This window comes from Streptomyces sp. NPDC059142 (assembly GCF_042755665.1).
GTDB lineage: Bacteria > Actinomycetota > Actinomycetes > Streptomycetales > Streptomycetaceae > Streptomyces.
In genome coordinates, this window is the sequence record NZ_JBHZDA010000122.1 from 1 (window position 1) to 19,228 (window position 19,228).

The 19,228-nt window shown below is 73.5% G+C and carries 16 protein-coding genes; 5 read left to right on the plus strand and 11 right to left on the minus strand.

Features of this window, described 5'->3' with window-relative positions; genetic code table 11:
* Positions 1-652 precede the first annotated feature (652 nt).
* On the plus strand, positions 653-1,651 hold the full coding sequence (gene trpS, locus ACFXPK_RS29565) for a tryptophan--tRNA ligase (RefSeq protein WP_385006443.1): 999 nt from the start codon (positions 653-655) through the stop codon (positions 1,649-1,651).
* Positions 1,652-1,684: 33 nt separating this feature from the next.
* Here trpS and proC read toward each other — a convergent pair whose 3' ends face one another.
* The 6 genes from proC to ACFXPK_RS29595 all read right to left on the minus strand — a co-directional run bounded on the left by proC (position 1,685) and on the right by ACFXPK_RS29595 (position 6,264).
* Positions 1,685-2,494, minus strand: coding sequence for a pyrroline-5-carboxylate reductase (proC, locus tag ACFXPK_RS29570; RefSeq protein ID WP_385006441.1), 810 nt, complete (start codon positions 2,492-2,494; stop codon positions 1,685-1,687).
* A gap of 96 nt (positions 2,495-2,590) precedes the next feature.
* Positions 2,591-3,439 (minus strand): ABC transporter permease, encoded by an 849-nt coding sequence (locus ACFXPK_RS29575; RefSeq protein ID WP_385080156.1) that lies wholly within the window; start codon positions 3,437-3,439, stop codon positions 2,591-2,593.
* On the minus strand, positions 3,436-4,209 hold the full coding sequence (locus tag ACFXPK_RS29580; RefSeq protein WP_385080158.1) for an ABC transporter ATP-binding protein: 774 nt from the start codon (positions 4,207-4,209) through the stop codon (positions 3,436-3,438). Before ACFXPK_RS29580 ends, ACFXPK_RS29575 begins: the two co-directional genes overlap by 4 nt.
* Positions 4,210-4,300: 91 nt before the next feature.
* A complete protein-coding gene (locus ACFXPK_RS29585; protein ID WP_385080160.1) occupies positions 4,301-5,071 on the minus strand; it encodes a class I SAM-dependent methyltransferase in 771 nt (256 codons plus the stop codon).
* A 161-nt stretch (positions 5,072-5,232) separates the two neighbouring features.
* On the minus strand, positions 5,233-5,715 hold the full coding sequence (locus ACFXPK_RS29590) for a hypothetical protein (RefSeq protein ID WP_385080171.1): 483 nt from the start codon (positions 5,713-5,715) through the stop codon (positions 5,233-5,235).
* A gap of 159 nt (positions 5,716-5,874) precedes the next feature.
* Complete coding sequence (locus ACFXPK_RS29595; protein ID WP_385006433.1) at positions 5,875-6,264, minus strand: hypothetical protein; 390 nt, start codon at positions 6,262-6,264, stop codon at positions 5,875-5,877.
* A 125-nt stretch (positions 6,265-6,389) separates the two neighbouring features.
* Between ACFXPK_RS29595 and ACFXPK_RS29600 the strand changes: the two genes are divergently transcribed.
* Entirely contained in the window at positions 6,390-8,744 is a 2,355-nt protein-coding gene (locus ACFXPK_RS29600) for a protein kinase (protein WP_385080162.1), read from the plus strand.
* A gap of 96 nt (positions 8,745-8,840) precedes the next feature.
* Here the strand turns inward: ACFXPK_RS29600 and ilvD are convergent, their stop codons facing one another.
* From ilvD to ACFXPK_RS29620, 4 genes are all read right to left on the minus strand, one after another.
* Positions 8,841-10,691, minus strand: coding sequence for a dihydroxy-acid dehydratase (ilvD, locus tag ACFXPK_RS29605; RefSeq protein ID WP_385006426.1), 1,851 nt, complete (start codon positions 10,689-10,691; stop codon positions 8,841-8,843).
* Between the two features lie 206 nt (positions 10,692-10,897).
* Positions 10,898-11,515, minus strand: a complete 618-nt coding sequence (locus ACFXPK_RS29610) for a TetR family transcriptional regulator (protein WP_385006424.1) — start codon at positions 11,513-11,515, stop codon at positions 10,898-10,900.
* Positions 11,512-12,465, minus strand: coding sequence for a sugar phosphate isomerase/epimerase family protein (locus ACFXPK_RS29615; protein ID WP_385006422.1), 954 nt, complete (start codon positions 12,463-12,465; stop codon positions 11,512-11,514). The genes ACFXPK_RS29610 and ACFXPK_RS29615 overlap by 4 nt, the downstream gene beginning before the upstream one ends.
* An 82-nt stretch (positions 12,466-12,547) precedes the next feature.
* Positions 12,548-13,477, minus strand: coding sequence for a Ppx/GppA family phosphatase (locus ACFXPK_RS29620; protein WP_385006420.1), 930 nt, complete (start codon positions 13,475-13,477; stop codon positions 12,548-12,550).
* A 39-nt stretch (positions 13,478-13,516) separates the two neighbouring features.
* Here ACFXPK_RS29620 and ACFXPK_RS29625 point away from each other — a divergent pair, with 39 nt between their 5' ends.
* The gene (locus ACFXPK_RS29625) at positions 13,517-14,371 is read left to right on the plus strand and encodes a hypothetical protein (RefSeq protein ID WP_385080165.1); all 855 of its coding nucleotides are present in this window, start codon (positions 13,517-13,519) and stop codon (positions 14,369-14,371) included.
* 37 nt (positions 14,372-14,408) lie between these two features.
* Here the strand turns inward: ACFXPK_RS29625 and ACFXPK_RS29630 are convergent, their stop codons facing one another.
* Positions 14,409-16,310, minus strand: coding sequence for a hypothetical protein (locus ACFXPK_RS29630; protein WP_385080167.1), 1,902 nt, complete (start codon positions 16,308-16,310; stop codon positions 14,409-14,411).
* Positions 16,311-16,530: 220 nt separating this feature from the next.
* Here ACFXPK_RS29630 and radA point away from each other — a divergent pair, with 220 nt between their 5' ends.
* On the plus strand, positions 16,531-17,937 hold the full coding sequence (radA, locus tag ACFXPK_RS29635) for a DNA repair protein RadA (protein WP_385080169.1): 1,407 nt from the start codon (positions 16,531-16,533) through the stop codon (positions 17,935-17,937).
* Between the two features lie 44 nt (positions 17,938-17,981).
* Complete coding sequence (gene disA, locus ACFXPK_RS29640; protein WP_384835225.1) at positions 17,982-19,106, plus strand: DNA integrity scanning diadenylate cyclase DisA; 1,125 nt, start codon at positions 17,982-17,984, stop codon at positions 19,104-19,106.
* The last annotated feature ends 122 nt before the right edge of the window (positions 19,107-19,228 follow it).

Genomic DNA, 19,228 nt, shown 5'->3' on the forward strand with positions numbered 1-19,228 from the left:
GGGCTTTCCTCCGGGCGCTTCCCTTCGGTGTTTCATTCTGTTCTGTACTTCGTTCCTGCGTTTCCGACTCTATCAGACTCTTTCGTGTCCGATTCCCCGTCGGAGCGGGGTTTCGCTTTCCAGTTCTTCGCTTTCGCGCTTTCCCTTTCCGGCGAGTCCGACTCTATCAGATCCTTTCGGGCCTGATTCCCAGTCAGCGGGCTTGTCCTCCCGGCCCTGCGGCCGTTCCGACGAGTGAGACTTTAGCGGAATCCTGGGCTCCGACGCTAATCGGGGCTTCGGTGCCGGCGTCCGGTGTGAACGCCGATTCCTCATTTCGCATAGGCATACGCAAAGCAATGCGACACAACGTCGCTCGCTTCTCGTAGGTCCTGCGGAATGGCTGCCCGGGGACCGGTACACGACCGTTGCTCACGTCGGACAGCTCGGAGAACATTACGGATCCGTGTTGGCCGTGTCAACTTGGGGGGTCGGCCGCTACGCTGGCGGGCATGACAGCGCATGCGTGCATCCTTCAGTGGTGGGCCGCCTGACGGCGGCCGGCACACACGTATGCGTTCAACGGCCGCCGCTTCGGCGGCCGTTCGCGTTTCCCCAGCTCGGGGGGCGGGCCGCAGGCAGCGGCGGCTCCGACCGAGAGGGTGGATGAGAGATGACGCGGATCTTCAGCGGGATCAAGCCGACCGGGCATCTGACACTGGGCAACTACCTGGGGGCCGTACGCCGCTGGGTCGAGGTCGACCAGCACCGGGCCGACGCGCTGTTCAGCGTGGTGGATCTGCACGCGCTGACCGTCGAACACGATCCGGCCCGGGTGCGCCGGCTCAGTCGGCAGGCCGCGACGCTGCTGCTCGCGGCCGGACTCGACCCCGCGCTCTGCACCGTATTCGTGCAGAGCCATGTGGACGAGCACACGCGGCTCTCGTACCTGCTGGAGTGCACCGCCACCGACGGGGAGCTGCGGCGCATGATCCAGTACAAGGAGAAGAGCGTGCGGGCGCTCGCGTCCGGGGAGAGCGTGCGGTTCTCCCTGCTGTCGTACCCGGTGCTGATGGCGGCGGACATCCTCGCGTACCGGACCGACGAGGTTCCGGTCGGCGAGGACCAGACCCAGCATGTGCGGCTGACCCGGGATCTCGCCGTGCGGTTCAACCAGCGGTACGGGCACACCTTCTCCGTGCCGAAGGCCGTCCGGCCGCCCGTGGCCGCGCGGGTCATGGACCTTCAGGACCCGGTGTCGAAGATGGGGAAGTCGCACGGTGCGACCGCCGGGATCGTCTATCTGCTGGACGACGCCGATGTGGTGCGCAAGAAGATCATGCGCGCGGTGACGGACAGCGGGCAGGAGGTCGTGTACGACCGGGAGAACACACCGGGGGTGGCCAATCTGCTGGAGATCCTGGCCGGGTGCGCGGGCGGGGATCCGGCGGCGCTGGCCGGGACGTACACCTCGTACGGGGCGCTGAAGCGGGACACCGCCGAGGCCGTGATCGAGCTGCTGCGGCCGTTGCGGGAGCGGCACGCGGTGCTGGCCGCGGACCCCGGGCGGGTGGATGCCGTACTGAAGGACGGGGCCGAGCGGGCGAGACGGACGGCCCGGCCCGTGGTCGACGCCGCGTACCGGGCGGCCGGTCTGCTGCCCGCCGGTTGAAGCCGGGCCGGGGCCCGGCCCCCGGATGTGGCGTCAGCCGTTGCCCGAGGCCAGGGCGCGGCTGCGGTCGCGGGCCGCTTCCAGCGCGGCGATGAGGGCGGCCCGTACCCCGTGGTTCTCCAGCTCCCGGATGGCGCTGATGGTGGTGCCGGCCGGGGAGGTCACGGCCTCGCGGAGCTTCACGGGGTGCTCGCCGCTGTCCCGCAGCATGACGGCGGCGCCGATGGCTGCCTGGACGATCAGGTCGTGGGCCTGGGCGCGGGGCAGTCCGAGGAGGATGCCCGCGTCGGTCATGGCCTCGACCAGGTAGTAGAAGTACGCGGGGCCCGAGCCGGAGAGCGCGGTGCAGGCGTCCTGCTGGGACTCGGGGACGCGCAGGGTCTTGCCGACGCCGCCGAAGATCTCCTCGGCGTGGGTGAGGTGGGCGGGCAGGGCGTGGCTGCCGCCCGAGATGACGGACATGCCCTCGTCCACCAGGACGGGGGTGTTGGGCATGACGCGTACGACGGGGGTGCCCGGGGCGAGGCGTTCCTCGATGAACGCGGTGGGGATGCCGGCGGCGGCGCTGATGATCAGGCGGTCGGCGGTGAGGTGGGGGGTGAGTTCGTCGAGGAGGGTGCCCATGTCCTGGGGCTTGACCGCCAGGATGAGGATGTCGGCGCGCTTGGCGGCCTCGGCGTTGGTGACGGGGTCGACGCCGTAACGGTCGCGCAGCTCCGTGGCGCGGTCCGGGCGGCGTGCGGTGACCAGCAGGTCCTGTGCGCGCCAGCCGGCCCGGATCATGCCGCTGAGCAGGGCCTCGCCGATCTTTCCGGTGCCGAGGACTGCGACGGTCTGGGGCATTGCGGAGTCACCTCGCCGTAGGGGACGGACGTTCTCCCCATCGTCGCACCGGAGGCGGGCCGGGTGCGTGAGGTGTCCGAGGAGCGGTCGCCGTGGTCAGGCCGTACGGCGGCGGAGGGTGGCCGCGCCCAGGCCGAGGACGAGAACGGCGCAGCCCGCGACGATCACGGCGTCGCGGACGAAGTCACCGGTGATGTCGGGGTGGCGCAGGACCTGGTTCATGCCGTCGACGGCGTACGACATGGGCAGGACGTCGGAGACCGCCTCCAGGACGGGGTGCATGGAGGACCGGGGTGCGAACAGTCCGCAGAGCAGGAGCTGCGGGAAGATCACCGCCGGCATGAACTGCACGGCCTGGAACTCGGAGGCGGCGAAGGCCGAGACGAAGAGGCCGAGGGCCGTGCCGAGCAGGGCGTCGAGGAGTGCGACGAGGAGCAGCAGCCAGGCCGAGCCGACGACGTCGAGGCCGAGGGCCCACACCGCGAGGCCGGTGGCCAGGAGGGACTGGACGACGGCGACGAGTCCGAAGGCGAGGGCGTAGCCGGCGATGAGGTCGCCCTTGCCCAGGGGCATGGCGAGGAGGCGTTCCAGGGTGCCCGAGGTGCGTTCGCGCAGGGTGGCGATGGAGGTCACCAGGAACATCGTGATCAGCGGGAAGATGCCGAGCAGCGAGGCGCCGATGGAGTCGAAGGTGCGGGAGCTGCCGTCGAAGACGTAGCGGAGCAGGACGAGCATCACGCAGGGGACGAGGAGCATCAGCGCGATCGAGCGCGGGTCGTGGCGGAGCTGGCGGAGCACGCGGGCGGTGGTGGCCAGGGTGCGGGCGGCGGAGAGCGGGCGGGCGGCGGGCGCCGGGGCGTGCCGGGTGGCGTCAGGTACCGGGGCGTGCCGGGTGGCGGTGGGCGCGGTGGTGCCGGTGCTGTCAGGGGTGTCGGTGGTGGTCATCGGGGGCTCTCCTGGAGTGCGTCGGCCTCGTCGACCAGGTGGAGGAAGGCCGCTTCGACGGTCTCCGTGCGGGTACGGGTGCGCAGCGCTTCGGGGGTGTCCTCGGCGAGGACTTCGCCGTCGCGCATGAGGAGGAGGCGGTGGCAGCGTTCGGCCTCGTCCATGACGTGGGAGGAGACGAGGATCGTGGCGGCTCGGTCGGCGGCGATGTGGTGGAAGAGGGTCCAGAGGTCGCGGCGGAGTACGGGGTCGAGGCCGACGGTCGGTTCGTCGAGGACGAGCAGTTCGGGCGTGCCGAGCAGGGCGACGGCGAGGGAGACCCGGCTGCGCTGGCCGCCGGAGAGGCGCCCGGCCAGGGAGTCGGCGTGGGAGGCGAGGTCGACGTCGGCGATCGCGCGGTCGACGGTCTCCTCGCGGGCGGTGCGGCGGGAGCGGCCCGGGTCGAGTACGGCGGCGAAGTAGTCGAGGTTCTGGCGGACGGTGAGGTCGTCGTAGACGGAGGGTGCCTGGGTGACGTAGCCGATGCGGGCGCGCAGGGTGGCGTCGCCCGCGGGGCGGCCGAGGACGTCGAGGACGCCGGTGACCTGGGCCTGGGTGCCGACGACGGCGCGCATCAGGGTGGATTTGCCGCAGCCGGAGGGGCCGAGGAGTCCGGTGATCCGGCCGGGCGGTACGGAGAAGTCGAGGCCGCGCAGGACGGCGCGGTCGCCTCGGTGGACGGTGAGGCCGCGGGCGTGCACGGCGGCCCCGCCCTCTGGCAAATTCATCATGTGATGAATAATGGGCCGGGGCAGCGGGCGCGTCAAGGCAGGTGGTGCGGGCGGTGGTGGCGGGCCGGTTTCGGGTGGTCGCGGGGCGGCGTCAGGCGCGGCGGGCGACCGTCAGCTCGACCACGTACGCCTCCTCGACGGTCCCGTCGGGGAAGAGCCGGAGCAGTTCCGCGCGCTCGGCCGCGAGGAAGGCGGTCGCGGCGGCTTCCCCGTGCATCCGGAAGACGGAGTGGCTGCCGAGGTGGGCGAGGTGGGTGTCGAGGGGGACGCGGCGGGTCCAGGACACGCGCCGCTCGGCCGGGTTCAGCTCCGCGGGCAGCTCGCCGCCCCGGCCGGAGACGCTGTGGGCGCCGTGGGCGCCTTCGCCGGACCAGCGGCGGATGCGTTCGTCCTGGTCGGCGATCCACGGGAGGCCGGCGTCGGCGATGTTCCACCACAGGGCGAGCGCGCCGCCGGGGGTGAGGACGCGCAGGGCCTCGGGGAGGGAGCGGGCCGGGTCGGTCCAGTGCCAGGACTGGGCGTACGTGATCAGGTCGGCGGAGCCGTCCGCGAGAGGCAGGGCGTCGCCGAGGCCGCGCAGGAGGGGGACGTCCGGCTGGGTACGGTGCAGCCGCTCCGCCATGGCGGGGCCCGGTTCCACGGCGGTGACCCGGGCGCCGCGTGCGCGCAGCAGACGGGTGGCGATCCCCGTCCCGGCGCCCACGTCGACGGCGCGGGCGCCCTGGAGCGGGCGGCCGGCCAACTCCTCGACCGCGTCGAAGAGCGCCGGCGGGTAGCCGGGGCGCGCCTCGTCGTACTGGTCGGCGACGGCGTCGAAGGAGAGGGCGCGGGAGGTCGGGCGGGGGGCCGTGGCAGGAGTCATGACCCCATCGTGGCGGCCGCCGCCCGGGCCGGGCCAGGGGTACGGAGGGTGCGGGGGAGGCGGAGTACGTCCAGGACGGGAAGGGCGTACAGGAGACGGAGGGCGTACAGGAGGGCGTACAGGAGACGGAGGGCGTACAAGGAGGGCGAGGCCAGACCGAGTTACGGGCGCTTGGGCTTCCTGGGCCTGGCGTCGGTCCTGGCCTTGGCGGCGGCTCGGGCGGCGGGGTTGCCGGCGCGGGCGGTGCGGCGGCGTTCGTACTGGGCCAGGGCCGTCGTGTACTCCGCGCGGCGCAGCCCCTCGCCCGGGGCCTCGGCGAGGGAGCGCAGGAAGTAGGCGATCAGCGCGCCCATGAAGCCGATCGCCTTGACGCTGCGCAGCGACTCCTCGCGGGCCGGGTCGGCCGGGCGGCGGACGAAACCGTCCCAGGTCCTGCGGAAGGCGATGGCGCTGCACACCGAGAACATCACGACGAGGAGCAGACCGACGAAGGGGCCGACCTTCGCGATCTCCAGGCCCTCGTAGGAGAAGCGGAGGACGAAGCAGGCGGCGACGGCGGTGGTGAGGGAGCCCGCGGCGACGGCGGCGCGGCGTGCCGCGTAGCCGCCGTCGCGGGCGAGCCAGGTGGTGCCGAAGAACCGGATGGCCTCGGGCTCCGGGCCACCGCGGCCCCGTTCGGGATGTTGGGTGGGCCGGGTGTGCCGGGTCTGCTGGGTGTGCTCGGGGTGCTCGCTCACGGGGCGATTATCCCCGGCGCGCGCCCGGGCCCGGCGCACGGGCGAACCGGCGTTCAGCCCCTGCGGTCAGGCGCAGCGCGGGGCGACGTAGCCGCTGCTTCCCGTGTAGACGTACGCGTCCGAGATGAACTCGCCGTTGGCGATGTTGTCCCAGAGGTTCGTCGTGCCGTACGGGCCCGCGATCCGCTCCCCCGCCTTCTGGCAGTTGATCGGCACGCTCGCCCCGTACGGGAGCACCCTGACGAGGGAGTAGCCGGTGCCGGGACCGCTGCGGACGTTCACGCGGTAGTCCGGGTGGACCTTGTAGCGCTTGGCCGCCAGCGTCCCCACGGCCGGCGTCCCCACCTCCGGCTCCGCGACGGTCACGACGACGGTTTCCACGACGGGCGCGGCGGCCGTTGCGGTCACGGTCGCCGTGGCTTCTCTCGCGGTGTTCTCAACCTCTTCGACGGCCATACGGTCCTCCCCCATTGACGGTGTGTGCTCTGCGCCGCGCAGGCTAGCAAGCCATGGCCGGATAGCACGCACCATCGACTAGGCTCCGTGCGTCGCGCTTGCGCACGAATTCACGGGGGTGGGCGATGCCACCACTGCGCAACACCGGGTCGGCCCCGGAAGCGGAGCATCCGGATTACGCCGGCCGCTATCTGCTCGAATCCACGCTGGGCTCGGGCGGCATGGGCGAGGTCCATCTCGCCACCTCCGCCTCGGGGCTGCGGCTCGCCGTCAAGGTCATCCACGCCGGCCACGCCTCCGACCCCGAGTTCAGGGCCCGCTTCCAGCAGGAGGTCGCGGCGGCCCGGCGGGTGAGCGGGGCGTTCACCGCGCCCGTCGTGGACGCCGATCCGGAGGCTCCCCGGCCGTGGATGGCGACCCTGTTCATCGACGGGCCCACCCTCTCCGAGCGGGTGAAGCGGAGCGGGCCGCTGGACGCCCGTGAGTTGACGCGGCTCGGGGCGGGGCTCGCCGAGGGGCTGCGGGACATCCATCGCGCCGGGGTCGTGCACCGCGATCTCAAGCCCAGCAACGTCCTGTTGGCGGCCGACGGGCCCAAGGTCATCGACTTCGGCATCTCGCGCCCCGCCGACAGCGATCTGCGGACGGAGACGGGCAAGCTGATCGGCACGCCGCCGTTCATGGCGCCCGAGCAGTTCCAGCGTCCGCGTGAAGTCGGGCCCGCCGCCGATGTGTTCGCGATGGGCGCGGTCCTGGTGCACGCGGCGACGGGGCGCGGTCCCTTCGACTCGGACAGCCCGTACATCGTCGCGTACCAGGTCGTGCACGACGAGCCGGACCTGAAGGGCGTGCCGGAGCGGATGGTGCCGCTGATCTCGCGGTGTCTGGCGAAGGACCCGGCCGAACGGCCCACCCCGGACGAGGTGATGGGCGCGCTGCGCGCCGCAGACCCGGCCCCGGGTGGCGTGCCGGAGGCGGGGCGCCCCGGCACGTACGACCTGCGCGGGCCGTACGGGGCGCGGGCGCTCGTACCGGCGCAGCGCGGGCCCGTGTCCGCGGAGACGGCGGGCTCCGGTGCGGGCTCCGTCCCCACGAACCACGCGCGGGGCTCGGCGACCGTTCCGTCGGCGCCGTCCGACCGGGCGCCGTCCGCTCACGTGCCGTCCGATCACGTGCCGCCCGATCACGTGCCGCCCGGCCGGGCGCCGTCGTCCGCTCCCCCGGCGGCGGGGCGGTCGCCGCGCCGCCGGGCGCGCACGGCGGTCGCGGTCGCGGTGGCGCTGCTGGCCGTGGCCGGTGCGGGTTTTCTCGGGGTACGGACGCTGGACACCCCCACGCGGGCGTCGGCGCAGGAGCCGCGCTCCCCGGCGTTCCGGCCGTGGGACACCACGCCGGCCGCCGGCGCGGGCGCCCGCCGGGCCCCGGTCTGCGCGGCGGACGCCACGGGCGTCTACTGCTCGGGTCCCGGTGTCACGGCCGTCCGGCTCGATCCCGTGGACGGTCGTACGGAGTGGTCGGTGAAGGCCGCACGGGGCGAGCGCGCCGACACGGGCGACGAGGGCGCCGCGCCGGTGCTCTCCGGCGGGCTCCTGCATGTCGTCGCGGGCGGTTCCGGTACGGGCGGTTCCGGTGGCGGGAAGCGGCTCGCGGCGCTCGACCCGGCCTCGGGCACCGAGCGCTGGTCCGTCTCCATCTCCTCGTATGCCACCGTCCGGCACAGCGGCGACTCGGTGCTCCTCGTCGCGTACGACGGACGGGTGCGCTCCCTGGACAGCGCGACCGGCGAGGCGCGCTGGACGAAGCGGCTCGGCGCGACCGGCACCGTCTGGACGGCGGCGGACGGGGGCGGTGGCGCGCTGTTCGCCGCGACCCCGACCGCCGACGGCACGGCGACGGAGGTCCGCTCGATCGACCCGGCCACCGGAGCGGTGCGCTGGGAGCGGCGGCTGGCGGGCGCCCTCTCCCCGGCCGGGGCCACGGGCGGCGCGCTGTTCCTGCTGGCGACCGACGCGGACGGCTTCACCTCGGCGGTCGTACGGCTGGACGCGTCGAGCCGTACGGTACGGCGGGTCCCGCTGGCCGCGACGGTCGACCAGGCGCAGGCGACCGTCCTGGGCGACACCGTCTACGTCGTCGGGTACGCGGGCTCACTGCTCGCCGTCGACATGGGGCGGGAGGGCGCGGGCGTGCGCTGGCGGCTGGAGACATCGGTGGCGCGCGCCTCGCGCCCCGCCGCCACCGGGGGCCGGGTCTTTCTGAGCGCGGGCGACGGGCGGCTGCTCGCGGTGGACGCCGGGCGCGGGGTGCTGCTGGGGCAGACGAAGCCGCGGATGGCCGACGGGCCCGACACGCTCGTCCCCACGCTGCCCGCGCCCGTGACGGCGCCCGGCGCCGGTGAGGGCTCCGGGGCGACCGTCTTCGGGAGCGCGCCCGACGGATCCGTCTTCGCGGTGTCCGGGCGGGACCCCGCCTCCTGGTGACACCGGTGCCCCGGTGACACTGGTGTCGCCGGTGCCCCCGGCGACACTGGTGCCGCCCCGGCTCCGGGCGCCCGGTCCCCGGGAGGGCCCGGACGCTCAGCCGAGGCGGGAGATGTCCCGGACCGCGCCCCGGTCCGCGCTCGTCGCCATGGCGGCGTAGGCGCGCAGCGCCTGCGAGACCTTGCGCTCGCGGTTCGCCGGGGCGTACACACCGTTCAGCGCCGCGCGGCGCTCCGCCAGCTCCGCGTCATCGACCAGCAGCTCGATCGTCCGGTTCGGGATGTCGATACGGATCCGGTCGCCGTCGTCCACCAGCGCGATCGTGCCGCCCGAGGCCGCCTCCGGCGAGGCGTGGCCGATGGAGAGTCCCGACGTTCCGCCGGAGAAGCGGCCGTCGGTGATCAGCGCGCAGGACTTCCCGAGGCCGCGGCCCTTCAGATACGACGTGGGGTAGAGCATCTCCTGCATACCGGGGCCGCCGCGCGGTCCCTCGTACCGGATGACGATCACGTCGCCCTCGGTGATCTCCTTGCGGAGGATCTTCTCCACGGCGTCCTCCTGCGACTCGCAGACGACGGCCGGGCCCTCGAAGGTCCAGATCGACTCGTCGACGCCCGCCGTCTTCACGACACAGCCGTCGACGGCCAGGTTCCCCTTGAGGACGGCCAGACCGCCGTCCTTGGAGTAGGCGTGGGCGACATCGCGGATACAGCCGCCCGCGGCGTCCGTGTCGAGCGTGGCCCACCGCTCGGACTGGGAGAACGCCTCGGCGGAGCGGACACAGCCGGGGGCCGCGTGCCACAGCTCGACGGCCTCCTCGGACGGCGAGCCGCCGCGCACGTCCCAGGTCTCCAGCCACTCCTTGATGCCGGGGGCGTGGACGGTGTGGACGTCCTCGTTGAGCAGACCGCCGCGGTACAGCTCGCCGAGGATGGCGGGGATGCCGCCGGCCCGGTGGACGTCCTCCATGTAGTACGTGCCGCCCGGGGCCACGTTCGGCGCGACCTTGGCGAGGCAGGGGACGCGGCGCGAGACCGCGTCGATGTCGCTGAGGTCGTAGTCCAGCTCGGCCTCCTGGGCGGCGGCGAGCAGGTGCAGGATCGTGTTGGTGGAGCCGCCCATGGCGATGTCGAGCGCCATGGCGTTGTCGAAGGCCGCGCGGGTGGCGATGTTGCGCGGCAGGACCGACGCGTCGTCCTGCTCGTAGTGGCGCCGGGTGATCTCGACGACCGTGCGGCCCGCGTTCTCGTACAGCGCCCTGCGGGCGGTGTGGGTGGCGAGGACGGAGCCGTTGCCGGGGAGGGAGAGGCCCATGGCCTCGGTCAGGCAGTTCATCGAGTTGGCGGTGAACATGCCGGAACAGGAGCCGCAGGTCGGGCAGGCGTTCTCCTCGATACGGAGGATGTCCTCGTCCGAGATCGACTCGTTCACCGCGTCGGAGATCGCGTTGACCAGGTCGAGTTTTCGGACCGTACCGTCCACGAGGGTCGCCTTGCCGGCCTCCATGGGGCCGCCGGAGACGAAGACCGTCGGGATGTTGAGGCGCAGCGCGGCCATCAGCATGCCCGGGGTGATCTTGTCGCAGTTGGAGATGCAGATCAGCGCGTCCGCGCAGTGCGCCTCGACCATGTACTCGACGGAGTCGGCGATCAGGTCGCGGGACGGCAGGGAGTAGAGCATGCCGCCGTGGCCCATCGCGATGCCGTCGTCCACGGCGATCGTGTTGAACTCGCGCGGGACGGCGCCCGCGGCCTTGATGGCCTCAGAGACGATCCGGCCCACCGGCGCGAGGTGGGTGTGGCCGGGCACGAACTCGGTGAAGGAGTTGGCCACCGCGACGATCGGCTTGCCGATGTCCTCGCTCGCTACGCCCGATGCCCGCATGAGGGCGCGGGCGCCCGCCATGTTCCGGCCGTGGGTGACAGTGCGGGACCTCAGCTCGGGCATCGTCTCTCGCTCCTTCAGCGGATGGCGGTGGATCGCGGCAGATCTTCCCGCCGAGTCCTTCGGCAGAAATGACTTCTTCGAGCGTACGCCCCGGATCCAAGATCTGGACGCCCTGTCCGGAATACGGGACGACTGTTCAGCTTTCGGGCAGGCCGGGTCCGCGGCTCGCCCGGCCGGCCCGGTCCGCCCGGCCTGTCACGGGCGGTTCACTTCTCGGTGAGATAGCGCTGGAGCGTGGGCGCGACCAGCGCGACGATCTCCTCGATCTCCGCCGAGGCCAGCGGCTCCGCCCTGATCACGTACCGCAGGAGGGCGATGCCGACCATGTGCGAGGCGGCCAGCTCGGCGCGCAGCCTCGGGTCCGGTACGTCCAGCCCCTCCGCGACCTGGCCGAGCAGCCGGCGCAGCACGAAGGTGCGCAGCACCGCCGCCGCGGCGTCGTGCGTGAGCGCCGAGCGGATGACGGCGAGCAGCGGGGCCCTGGTCGCCGGGTTCTCCCAGACGACGAAGAAGTTACGGGCGAGCTGCTCCCCGATCGTGTCGGGGTTCCCGGCCAGCACCTTGGCGGGCACGGTCAGGGCCGGTTCGAAGGAGATCTCGACGGCGGAGGCGAAGACCTCGTCCTTCGTCCCGAAGTAGTGGTGGACGAGCGCGGGGTCGACGCCCGCCGCCCTGGCGATCCCGCGTACGGACGTCTTGTCGTAGCCGCGCTCGGCGAACTCGGCGCGGGCCGCCCCCAGGATCCTCTGCCGGGCGCTGGGTCCCGACTCGGCGTCCTTGCGGGCGGGGCGGCCCCGGCGGCGCGGGGTGGCGCCGTCGGTCATGAGGGGCGCGCTCCCGACGAGCCCGAGGCGCCGGACGAGCCGGAGCTGCGGGGCCGACGGGGGGTGCGAGGCGTACGGGGCGTGCGGGGCGCCCGTACCGCCGGGGCGGTCTGGGACCGGGCGGGGGCGGGGGACGTGGCGGCGGCCGGCGCCGCGAGGTGCAGCCGCGCGAAGGCCAGCGCCTCCGCGAGGTCCGCCTCGCGCTCGGCCGCCGACATCGCGCGCCGGGTGTTGACCTCGATCACGACATGGCCGTCGAAGCCGTCGGCCGCCAGCCCTTCCAGCAGCTCGGCGCAGGGCTGGGTACCGCGCCCCGGCACCAGGTGCTCGTCCTTCGCCGACCCGTTGCCGTCCGCGAGGTGGACGTGGCCCAGCCGGTCGCCCATGCGTCCCGCCATCGCCATGGCGTCGCTGCGGGAGGTCGCGGTGTGCGAGAGATCGACGGTGAAGTGCCGGTAGTCCTCCTGGGTGACGTCCCAGCCGGGCGCGTACGCGGGCATCTCGCGGTCGCGGTAGCGCCACGGGTACATGTTCTCGACGGCGAACCGGACATCCGTCTCGTCCGCCATCCGCCAGATCCCGGTGACGAAGTCGCGCGCGTACTGGCGCTGCCAGCGGAACGGAGGGTGTACGACCACCGTGGACGCGCCGAGCTTCTCGGCCGCCGCCCGCGCCCGCTGGAGCTTCACCCACGGGTCCGTCGACCAGACCCGCTGGGTGATCAGCAGACAGGGCGCGTGGACGGCGAGGACCGGGACGCCGTGGTAGTCGGAGAGCCGGCGCAGCGCCTCGATGTCCTGGCTGACGGGGTCCGTCCAGACCATGACCTCGACGCCGTCGTAGCCGAGGCGCGCGGCGATCTCGAAGGCCGTCGCCGTGGACTCCGGATAGACCGAGGCCGTCGACAGCGCGACCTTCGTATCCGGGATGCGCACCACTGGATCTGCCACGGGAACAGCGTACGGGCCGCGGCGGCGCGGCCGTCGTCCGGTTCACGGCACGGGCGGTCCGGTCACGGTGCGAGCGGGCCTGTCACGGTGCGAGCTGGTCGAGGCGGCGCAGGATCACGCCCTCGCGCAGCGCCCACGGGCAGACCTCCAGCGTGTCCACTCCGAACAGGTCCATGGCGCCCTCCGCGACCAGCGCGCCCGCCAGCAACTGTGCCGAGCGGCCCTCGGAGACCCCGGGGAGCGTGGCGCGCTGGGCGGCGTTCATCGTGGACAGTTTCGGCACCCACTCCTCCAGGTCGGCGCGCCTCAGCTCGCGCTGCACGTACAGCCCCTCGCCGGAGCGTGCCGCGCCCGCCAGCCGCGCGAGCTGCTTGAAGGTCTTGGACGTGGCCACCACATGGTCCGGGCTGCCGATCCGGGCGAACTCCCCGACCGTACGGGCGATCCGTGCCCGCACATGGCGGCGCAGCGCCTTCACGTCGATCGGGTCGGGCGGGTCCCCGGGCAGCCAGCCCGCCGTGAGCCGGCCCGCGCCCAGGGGCAGGGAGACCGCGGCGTCCGGCTCCTCGTCGATCCCGTACGCGATCTCCAGGGAGCCGCCGCCGATGTCGAGCACGAGGAGCTTCCCGGCCGACCAGCCGAACCAGCGGCGGGCGGCGAGGAAGGTCAGCCGGGCCTCCTGCTCGCCGGTCAGGACTTCGAGGTCCACCCCGGTCTCGCTCTTGACGCGCGCGATGACCTGCTCGGCGTTGACGGCCTCCCGTACGGCGGAGGTCGCGAACGGCAGCACGTCCTCGCACCCCTTGTCCTCGGCCGCCTGGAGGGCGTCCGAGATCGTCGCCACGAGACGGTCGACACCGTCGGGGCCGATCGCGCCCTCGGGTTCGAGCAGTTCGGCGAGGCGCAGCTCCGCCTTGTACGAATGCGCCGGCAGCGGCCGGGCACCGCGGTGGGCGTCGACCGCCAGCAGGTGCACGGTGTTCGAACCGACGTCCAGGACTCCGAGTCTCATGAGCGGAACGCTACTGCGAACGCCGCATACGCTGGACATGTGCCAAAGACGAAAAAGGCGAAGCCGGGCAAAGCCAAGGGCCCGAAGAAGCAGGACCAGCAGCAGGGGACCCGTGGCGGCGCCCGGGCGGTCCCTGACGAGAAGGGGCTGGACTTCGCCCGTGCCTGGGTCGAGTTCCCGGACCCGGCCGACGACGAACAGGTGTTCCGCTGCGATCTGACGTGGCTCACCTCACGGTGGAGCTGCATCTTCGGCAGCGGCTGCCAGGGCATCCAGGCGGGCCGCGCCGACGACGGCTGCTGCACGCTGGGCGCGCACTTCTCCGACGAGGACGACGAGGCGCGGGTCGCGAAGCATGTGGCGCGGCTCACACCCGAGCTGTGGCAGTTCCACGAGGAGGGGACGGCCACGGGCTGGACGCAGACCGACGAGGACGGCGAGCGCCAGACGCGGCGCTGGGAGGGGTCCTGCATCTTCCAGAACCGTCCCGGTTTCGCGGCGGGCGCGGGGTGCTCGCTGCACATCCTGGCGCTGCGCGAGGGCCGCGAGCCGCTGGAGACGAAGCCGGACGTCTGCTGGCAGCTACCGGTACGGCGTACGTACGACTGGATCGACCGGCCGGACGACACGCGTGTGCTCCAGGTGTCGATCGGCGAGTACGACCGGCGCGGCTGGGGGTCGGGCGGTCACGATCTGCACTGGTGGTGCACGTCCGCGACCTCGGCGCACGGCGCGGGTGAGCCGGTGTACAAGACGTACGGGCCCGAGCTGACGGAGCTGATGGGCAAGGAGGGGTACGACCGGCTGGTGGAGCTGTGCGAGCGGCGCATGGCGAGCGAGCTCCCGCTGCTGGCCCCGCACCCGGCGGACCCGCCGCGCCCGGCGTCCGCCTGACGCGGGGGCCGGTCGGCGTATACGCGGGACGGGCCGGTCAGCGGGGCGCGGCGCTCGGTCCTGGCCCGGCCGGCCCGGAACCGGCGGCCGGGGAGCCGGCGGCCGCGGAGCCGGCGGAACTGGTGGACGGGTCCGGGTCGGGCGGATCCGGGTCCGGGGGCGACTGCGACGGGCTGCCGGGGACCGGCCCGGGGCCGGAGGGCTCCGGACCGCCGGTCGGGTCCGCCGAGCCCGGGGCCGAGGGGCTGCCGACCGCCGTGGGCGCCGTCCAGGTAGGGCGCGCGGGGCCGGGGTCGGCCGGGTCGCCGGGCCGGCCGCTGTGGTCCGGGCGGCCGGGGAGCGGGGGCCTGGTGCCGTACCCGTGGATCCGTACGGCGGCGCCCGCCGGGTAGAGCGCGATCCGGGCGCTCCACGGGCCGGCCGGTTCGCGCACGGGGTCCACGAAGACGCGGACGGTGACGGACTCGCCGGGCGCGAGCGTCCCGTAGTGGCGGCTCAGGGAGATCCAGGGGGCGCGGGTTCCGGCCGTCCAGGAGACCCGCTCGCCGCCGGAGGCCCGCAGCGTGATCAGGGTCGTGGCACCGGCGGGCCGCGCCTCTACGGTGAGCCCGCCGGGGTCGGTGCGGTCCGCGCCGGAGGCGCCCGTACCGTCGCCGACGATCTCGACGGAGACGCCGGGCGCGCGGCTGCCGTCCGTGGAGCGGGCGCCGGGCCGGTCCCGGGCGGCGCCCGCGTTCTCGTAGTGGTCGTAGTTCTCGTAGCTCTCGTACGGGTCGTCATGGGGGTGCCCGCCGCGGGCGGGCGGGCCCGTGGTCTCGCCCGCGCTGACGGAGGCGCCGTCGCGGCCCTCGCCGGTCTGCGGCGCGCCGCGGTACGCCGCCCAGAGGGCGAGGACGGGCGCGGCGACGACGGTCGCGACCACGGTGGTCGTCACGGCGCGCGCCCGCAGCCGGTCGCGGCGGGCCGCGCGGTCCTTGGGGTCCATGGGATAGCCGTTGCGGCCGAAGCGCGGGGCGGTGGCGCGGGCGCGGGGCGCCTGGATCATGGCGGTGTACGCGGCGCCGCGCGGCGCCTCGACGAGCGGCAGCGGGGCGGTGGCGACGGACAGCCCCCCGGTGGCGTCGGCCCCGGACTCGGCCCCGGCCCCGGTGCCGGGCGCGACGGGCGGCGCCGTCCGCGAGCCGGGCCAGGGCCCCGCCGCCTCGGCGCGCTCCGCGGCCCGGCGGCAGCGCGGGCAGTCGTCGACATGGCGGACCAGTTCGCGCCGGAGCGCGGCCGAGAGCAGGACGTGGTGGTCGCCGGTGAGCCGGGCGACGGAGGGGCAGTCGCCGGTGTCCACGACGGCGAGCGCGGCGCGGGTGCGCTCGACCTCGCAGGCGGCGGAGGAGAGCAGCTCCCGGGTGGCGGCCGGTTCCCTGGACAGGACGGCGGCCACATCGCGCGGGTCGAGCCGGTGCCGTACCACCAGCTCCAGAACCTCGCGCTGCTCGGGCGTCGTCCCGGCGGCCTCGGGCCAGGCCAGCAGGGCCAGTTCGCGGCGGCGGCGCTCGGCGGTCCCGGGCGCGACCCCGGCGGACGACGGCGCGGAGCCGATTTCCTGAGCCGGGCCGCGGTCGCCCGCGTGCGCCCCCGGGCGGTTTCGGCGCTGTTCGGTGAGCTTGCGCAGACAGGCCCAGCGGGCGAGGGCGTAGAGCCAGGCCCTGCGCTCCCCGGCGCCGGAGGGGCAACGGCCGTACTGCCGCTCGGAGATGGCGAGGACGTCGCCGAGCACCTCGATGGCCGCGTCGTGGTCGCAGAGCACGGAGAGGCAGTAGGTGAACAGGCCGTCCAGATACGGTTCGTACCGTGCCGGAGGGCGCTGCGCCACCGAACGGGGCGCACGACGGAGCGCGCGATGTGCGCCGGTGGTGTGCGTGGAGGTTTCGGGGCTGCTGCTCATCACCCGGCGACCGTAGACAGGGCGACCCGTACCCTTCACACCCCTTGAGCACATTTAATCCTTACGGGTGAAGCTATCCCTCAAAAGGGGACACGAATGTCGTGTTTCGATGGCTTCGAAGTGGTACAGGGGCCTCCCTCACCTGGCTGACGCCCTGCCGGAGCGCGGCCGGACCGACGGGGTGGTCCCGGCTGTCGGTGGCCCCCTATACGGTGACGCCATGGCTGCCCGTACGAAATCCAAGGACCGGCCGTCCTACCGCTGCACCGAGTGCGGCTGGACGACCGCCAAGTGGCTCGGCCGCTGCCCCGAGTGCCAGGCGTGGGGGACGGTCGAGGAGTACGGCGCGCCCGCGGTGCGGACGACGGCGGCCGGCCGGGTCTCCACGGCCGCGCTCCCCATCGGCCAGGTCGACATCCGTACGGCGACGGCGCGCTCGACCGGTGTGCCGGAGCTGGACCGGGTGCTGGGCGGCGGGCTGGTGCCCGGGGCCGTGGTGCTGGTCGCGGGCGAGCCGGGCGTGGGGAAGTCGACGCTGCTGCTGGACGTCGCCGCGAAGGCGGCCGACGACGAGCACCGCACGCTCTATGTGACGGGCGAGGAGTCCACGAGCCAGGTCCGGCTGCGCGCCGACCGGATCAAGGCGATCAGCGACCATCTCTACCTCGCCGCCGAGACGGACCTCTCGGCCGTCCTCGGCCATCTCGACGCGGTCAAGCCGTCGCTGCTGATCATGGACTCCGTACAGACCGTCGCGTCTCCCGAGATCGACGGGGCACCGGGCGGCATGGCGCAGGTCAGAGAGGTCGCGGGGGCGCTCATCCGGGCCTCGAAGGAACGCGACATGGCGACGCTGCTGGTCGGGCACGTGACGAAGGACGGCGCGATCGCCGGCCCCCGGCTGCTCGAACACCTCGTGGACGTCGTGCTCTCCTTCGAGGGCGACCGGCACGCGCGGCTGCGGCTGGTCCGCGGCGTGAAGAACCGGTACGGGGCGACGGACGAGGTCGGCTGCTTCGAGCTGCACGACGAGGGGATCACCGGCCTCGCCGATCCGTCGGGGCTCTTCCTGACCCGGCGCGACGAGCCCGTGCCGGGCACCTGCCTCACCGTCACCCTCGAAGGGCGCCGGCCGCTCGTCGCCGAGGTGCAGGCGCTCACGGTCGACTCCCAGATCCCCTCGCCCCGGCGCACCACCTCGGGGCTGGAGACCTCCCGGGTCTCGATGATGCTGGCGGTGCTGGAGCAGCGCGGCCGGATCAGCGCGCTCGGCAAGCGCGACATCTACAGCGCGACGGTCGGCGGGGTGAAGCTGACGGAGCCCGCCGCGGACCTGGCGGTGGCCCTCGCGCTGGCGTCGGCGGCGAGCGACACCCCGCTGCCGAAGAACCTCGTCGCGATCGGCGAGGTCGGGCTCGCGGGCGAGGTCAGACGGGTCACCGGGGTCCAGCGCAGACTGGCCGAGGCACACCGTCTGGGCTTCACCCAGGCCCTCGTACCGACGGACCCGGGCAAGGTCCCGCCCGGTATGAAGGTGACGGAGGTGGCCGACATGGGCGACGCTCTGAGGGTGCTGCCGCGCCGAGGTAGGGCGGACGCCCCACGGGACGACAACGCTCGCCGGTAGACTTTGCCCTGGTCTCGCCCATCCGTACGAGCCGGAGGAGTGCAGTGGCAGCCAACGACCGGGCATCAGCACCCGGAAAGTCCGGCGCGGGCTCCGGCAACGAAGCGCTGATGCGCGCGTCCCTGAGCGCTGTCGCGCCGGGGATGGCGCTGCGCGACGGGCTGGAGCGCATCCTGCGCGGTAATACCGGCGGTCTCATCGTCCTGGGGATGGACAAGACCGTCGAGTCGATGTGCACGGGCGGTTTCGTCCTGGACGTGGAGTTCACCGCGACGCGCCTGCGCGAGCTGTGCAAGCTCGACGGCGCGCTCATTCTCGACAAGGACATCACGAAGATTCTCCGGGCGGGCGTGCAGCTCGTCCCGGAGTCCTCGATCCCCACCGAGGAGACGGGCACCCGGCACCGTACGGCGGACCGGGTCTCCAAGCAGTGCGGCTTCCCGGTCGTCTCCGTGTCGCAGTCGATGCGGCTGATCGCGCTCTACGTGAACGGGGAGCGCCGGGTCCTGGAGGAGTCGGCGGCGATCCTGTCGCGGGCGAACCAGGCGCTGGCGACCCTGGAGCGGTACAAGCTCAGACTGGACGAGGTCGCGGGCACGCTCTCCGCCCTGGAGATCGAGGACCTGGTGACGGTCCGGGACGTGACGGCGGTGGCGCAGCGGCTGGAGATGGTGCGCCGGATCGCCACGGAGATCGCCGAGTACGTGGTCGAGCTGGGTACCGACGGGCGGCTTCTCTCGCTCCAGTTGGACGAGTTGATCGCGGGCGTGGAGCCGGAGCGGGATCTGGTGGCCCGCGACTACGTCCCGGAGCCGACCGCGAAGCGGGCCCGTACGGTCGACGAGGCGCTGGTCGAGCTGGACGCGCTGACCCACCCCGAGCTGCTGGAACTGCCCATCGTGGCGCGGGCCCTGGGGTACAGCGGCTCACCGGAGACCCTCGACTCGGCGGTCTCGCCCCGGGGTTACCGGCTGCTGGCGAAGGTGCCGCGGCTGCCCGGCGCCATCATCGAGCGGCTGGTCGAGCACTTCGGCGGTCTTCAGAAGCTGCTGGCGGCGAGCGTGGACGACCTCCAGACGGTGGACGGCGTCGGCGAGGCCCGCGCGCGGAGCGTCCGCGAGGGCCTGTCGCGTCTGGCGGAGTCGTCGATCCTGGAGCGGTACGTCTAGCCCCTGTCCGGATCTCGTACGGCGGGTGTCGCGTCCCGGGGCGGTACGTCCAGGGTGTGTGCCGCCTCCGGCGGTGGTCCGGAGATACGCGAACGCCCCGGCCGGGGAAGGGATACCGGCCG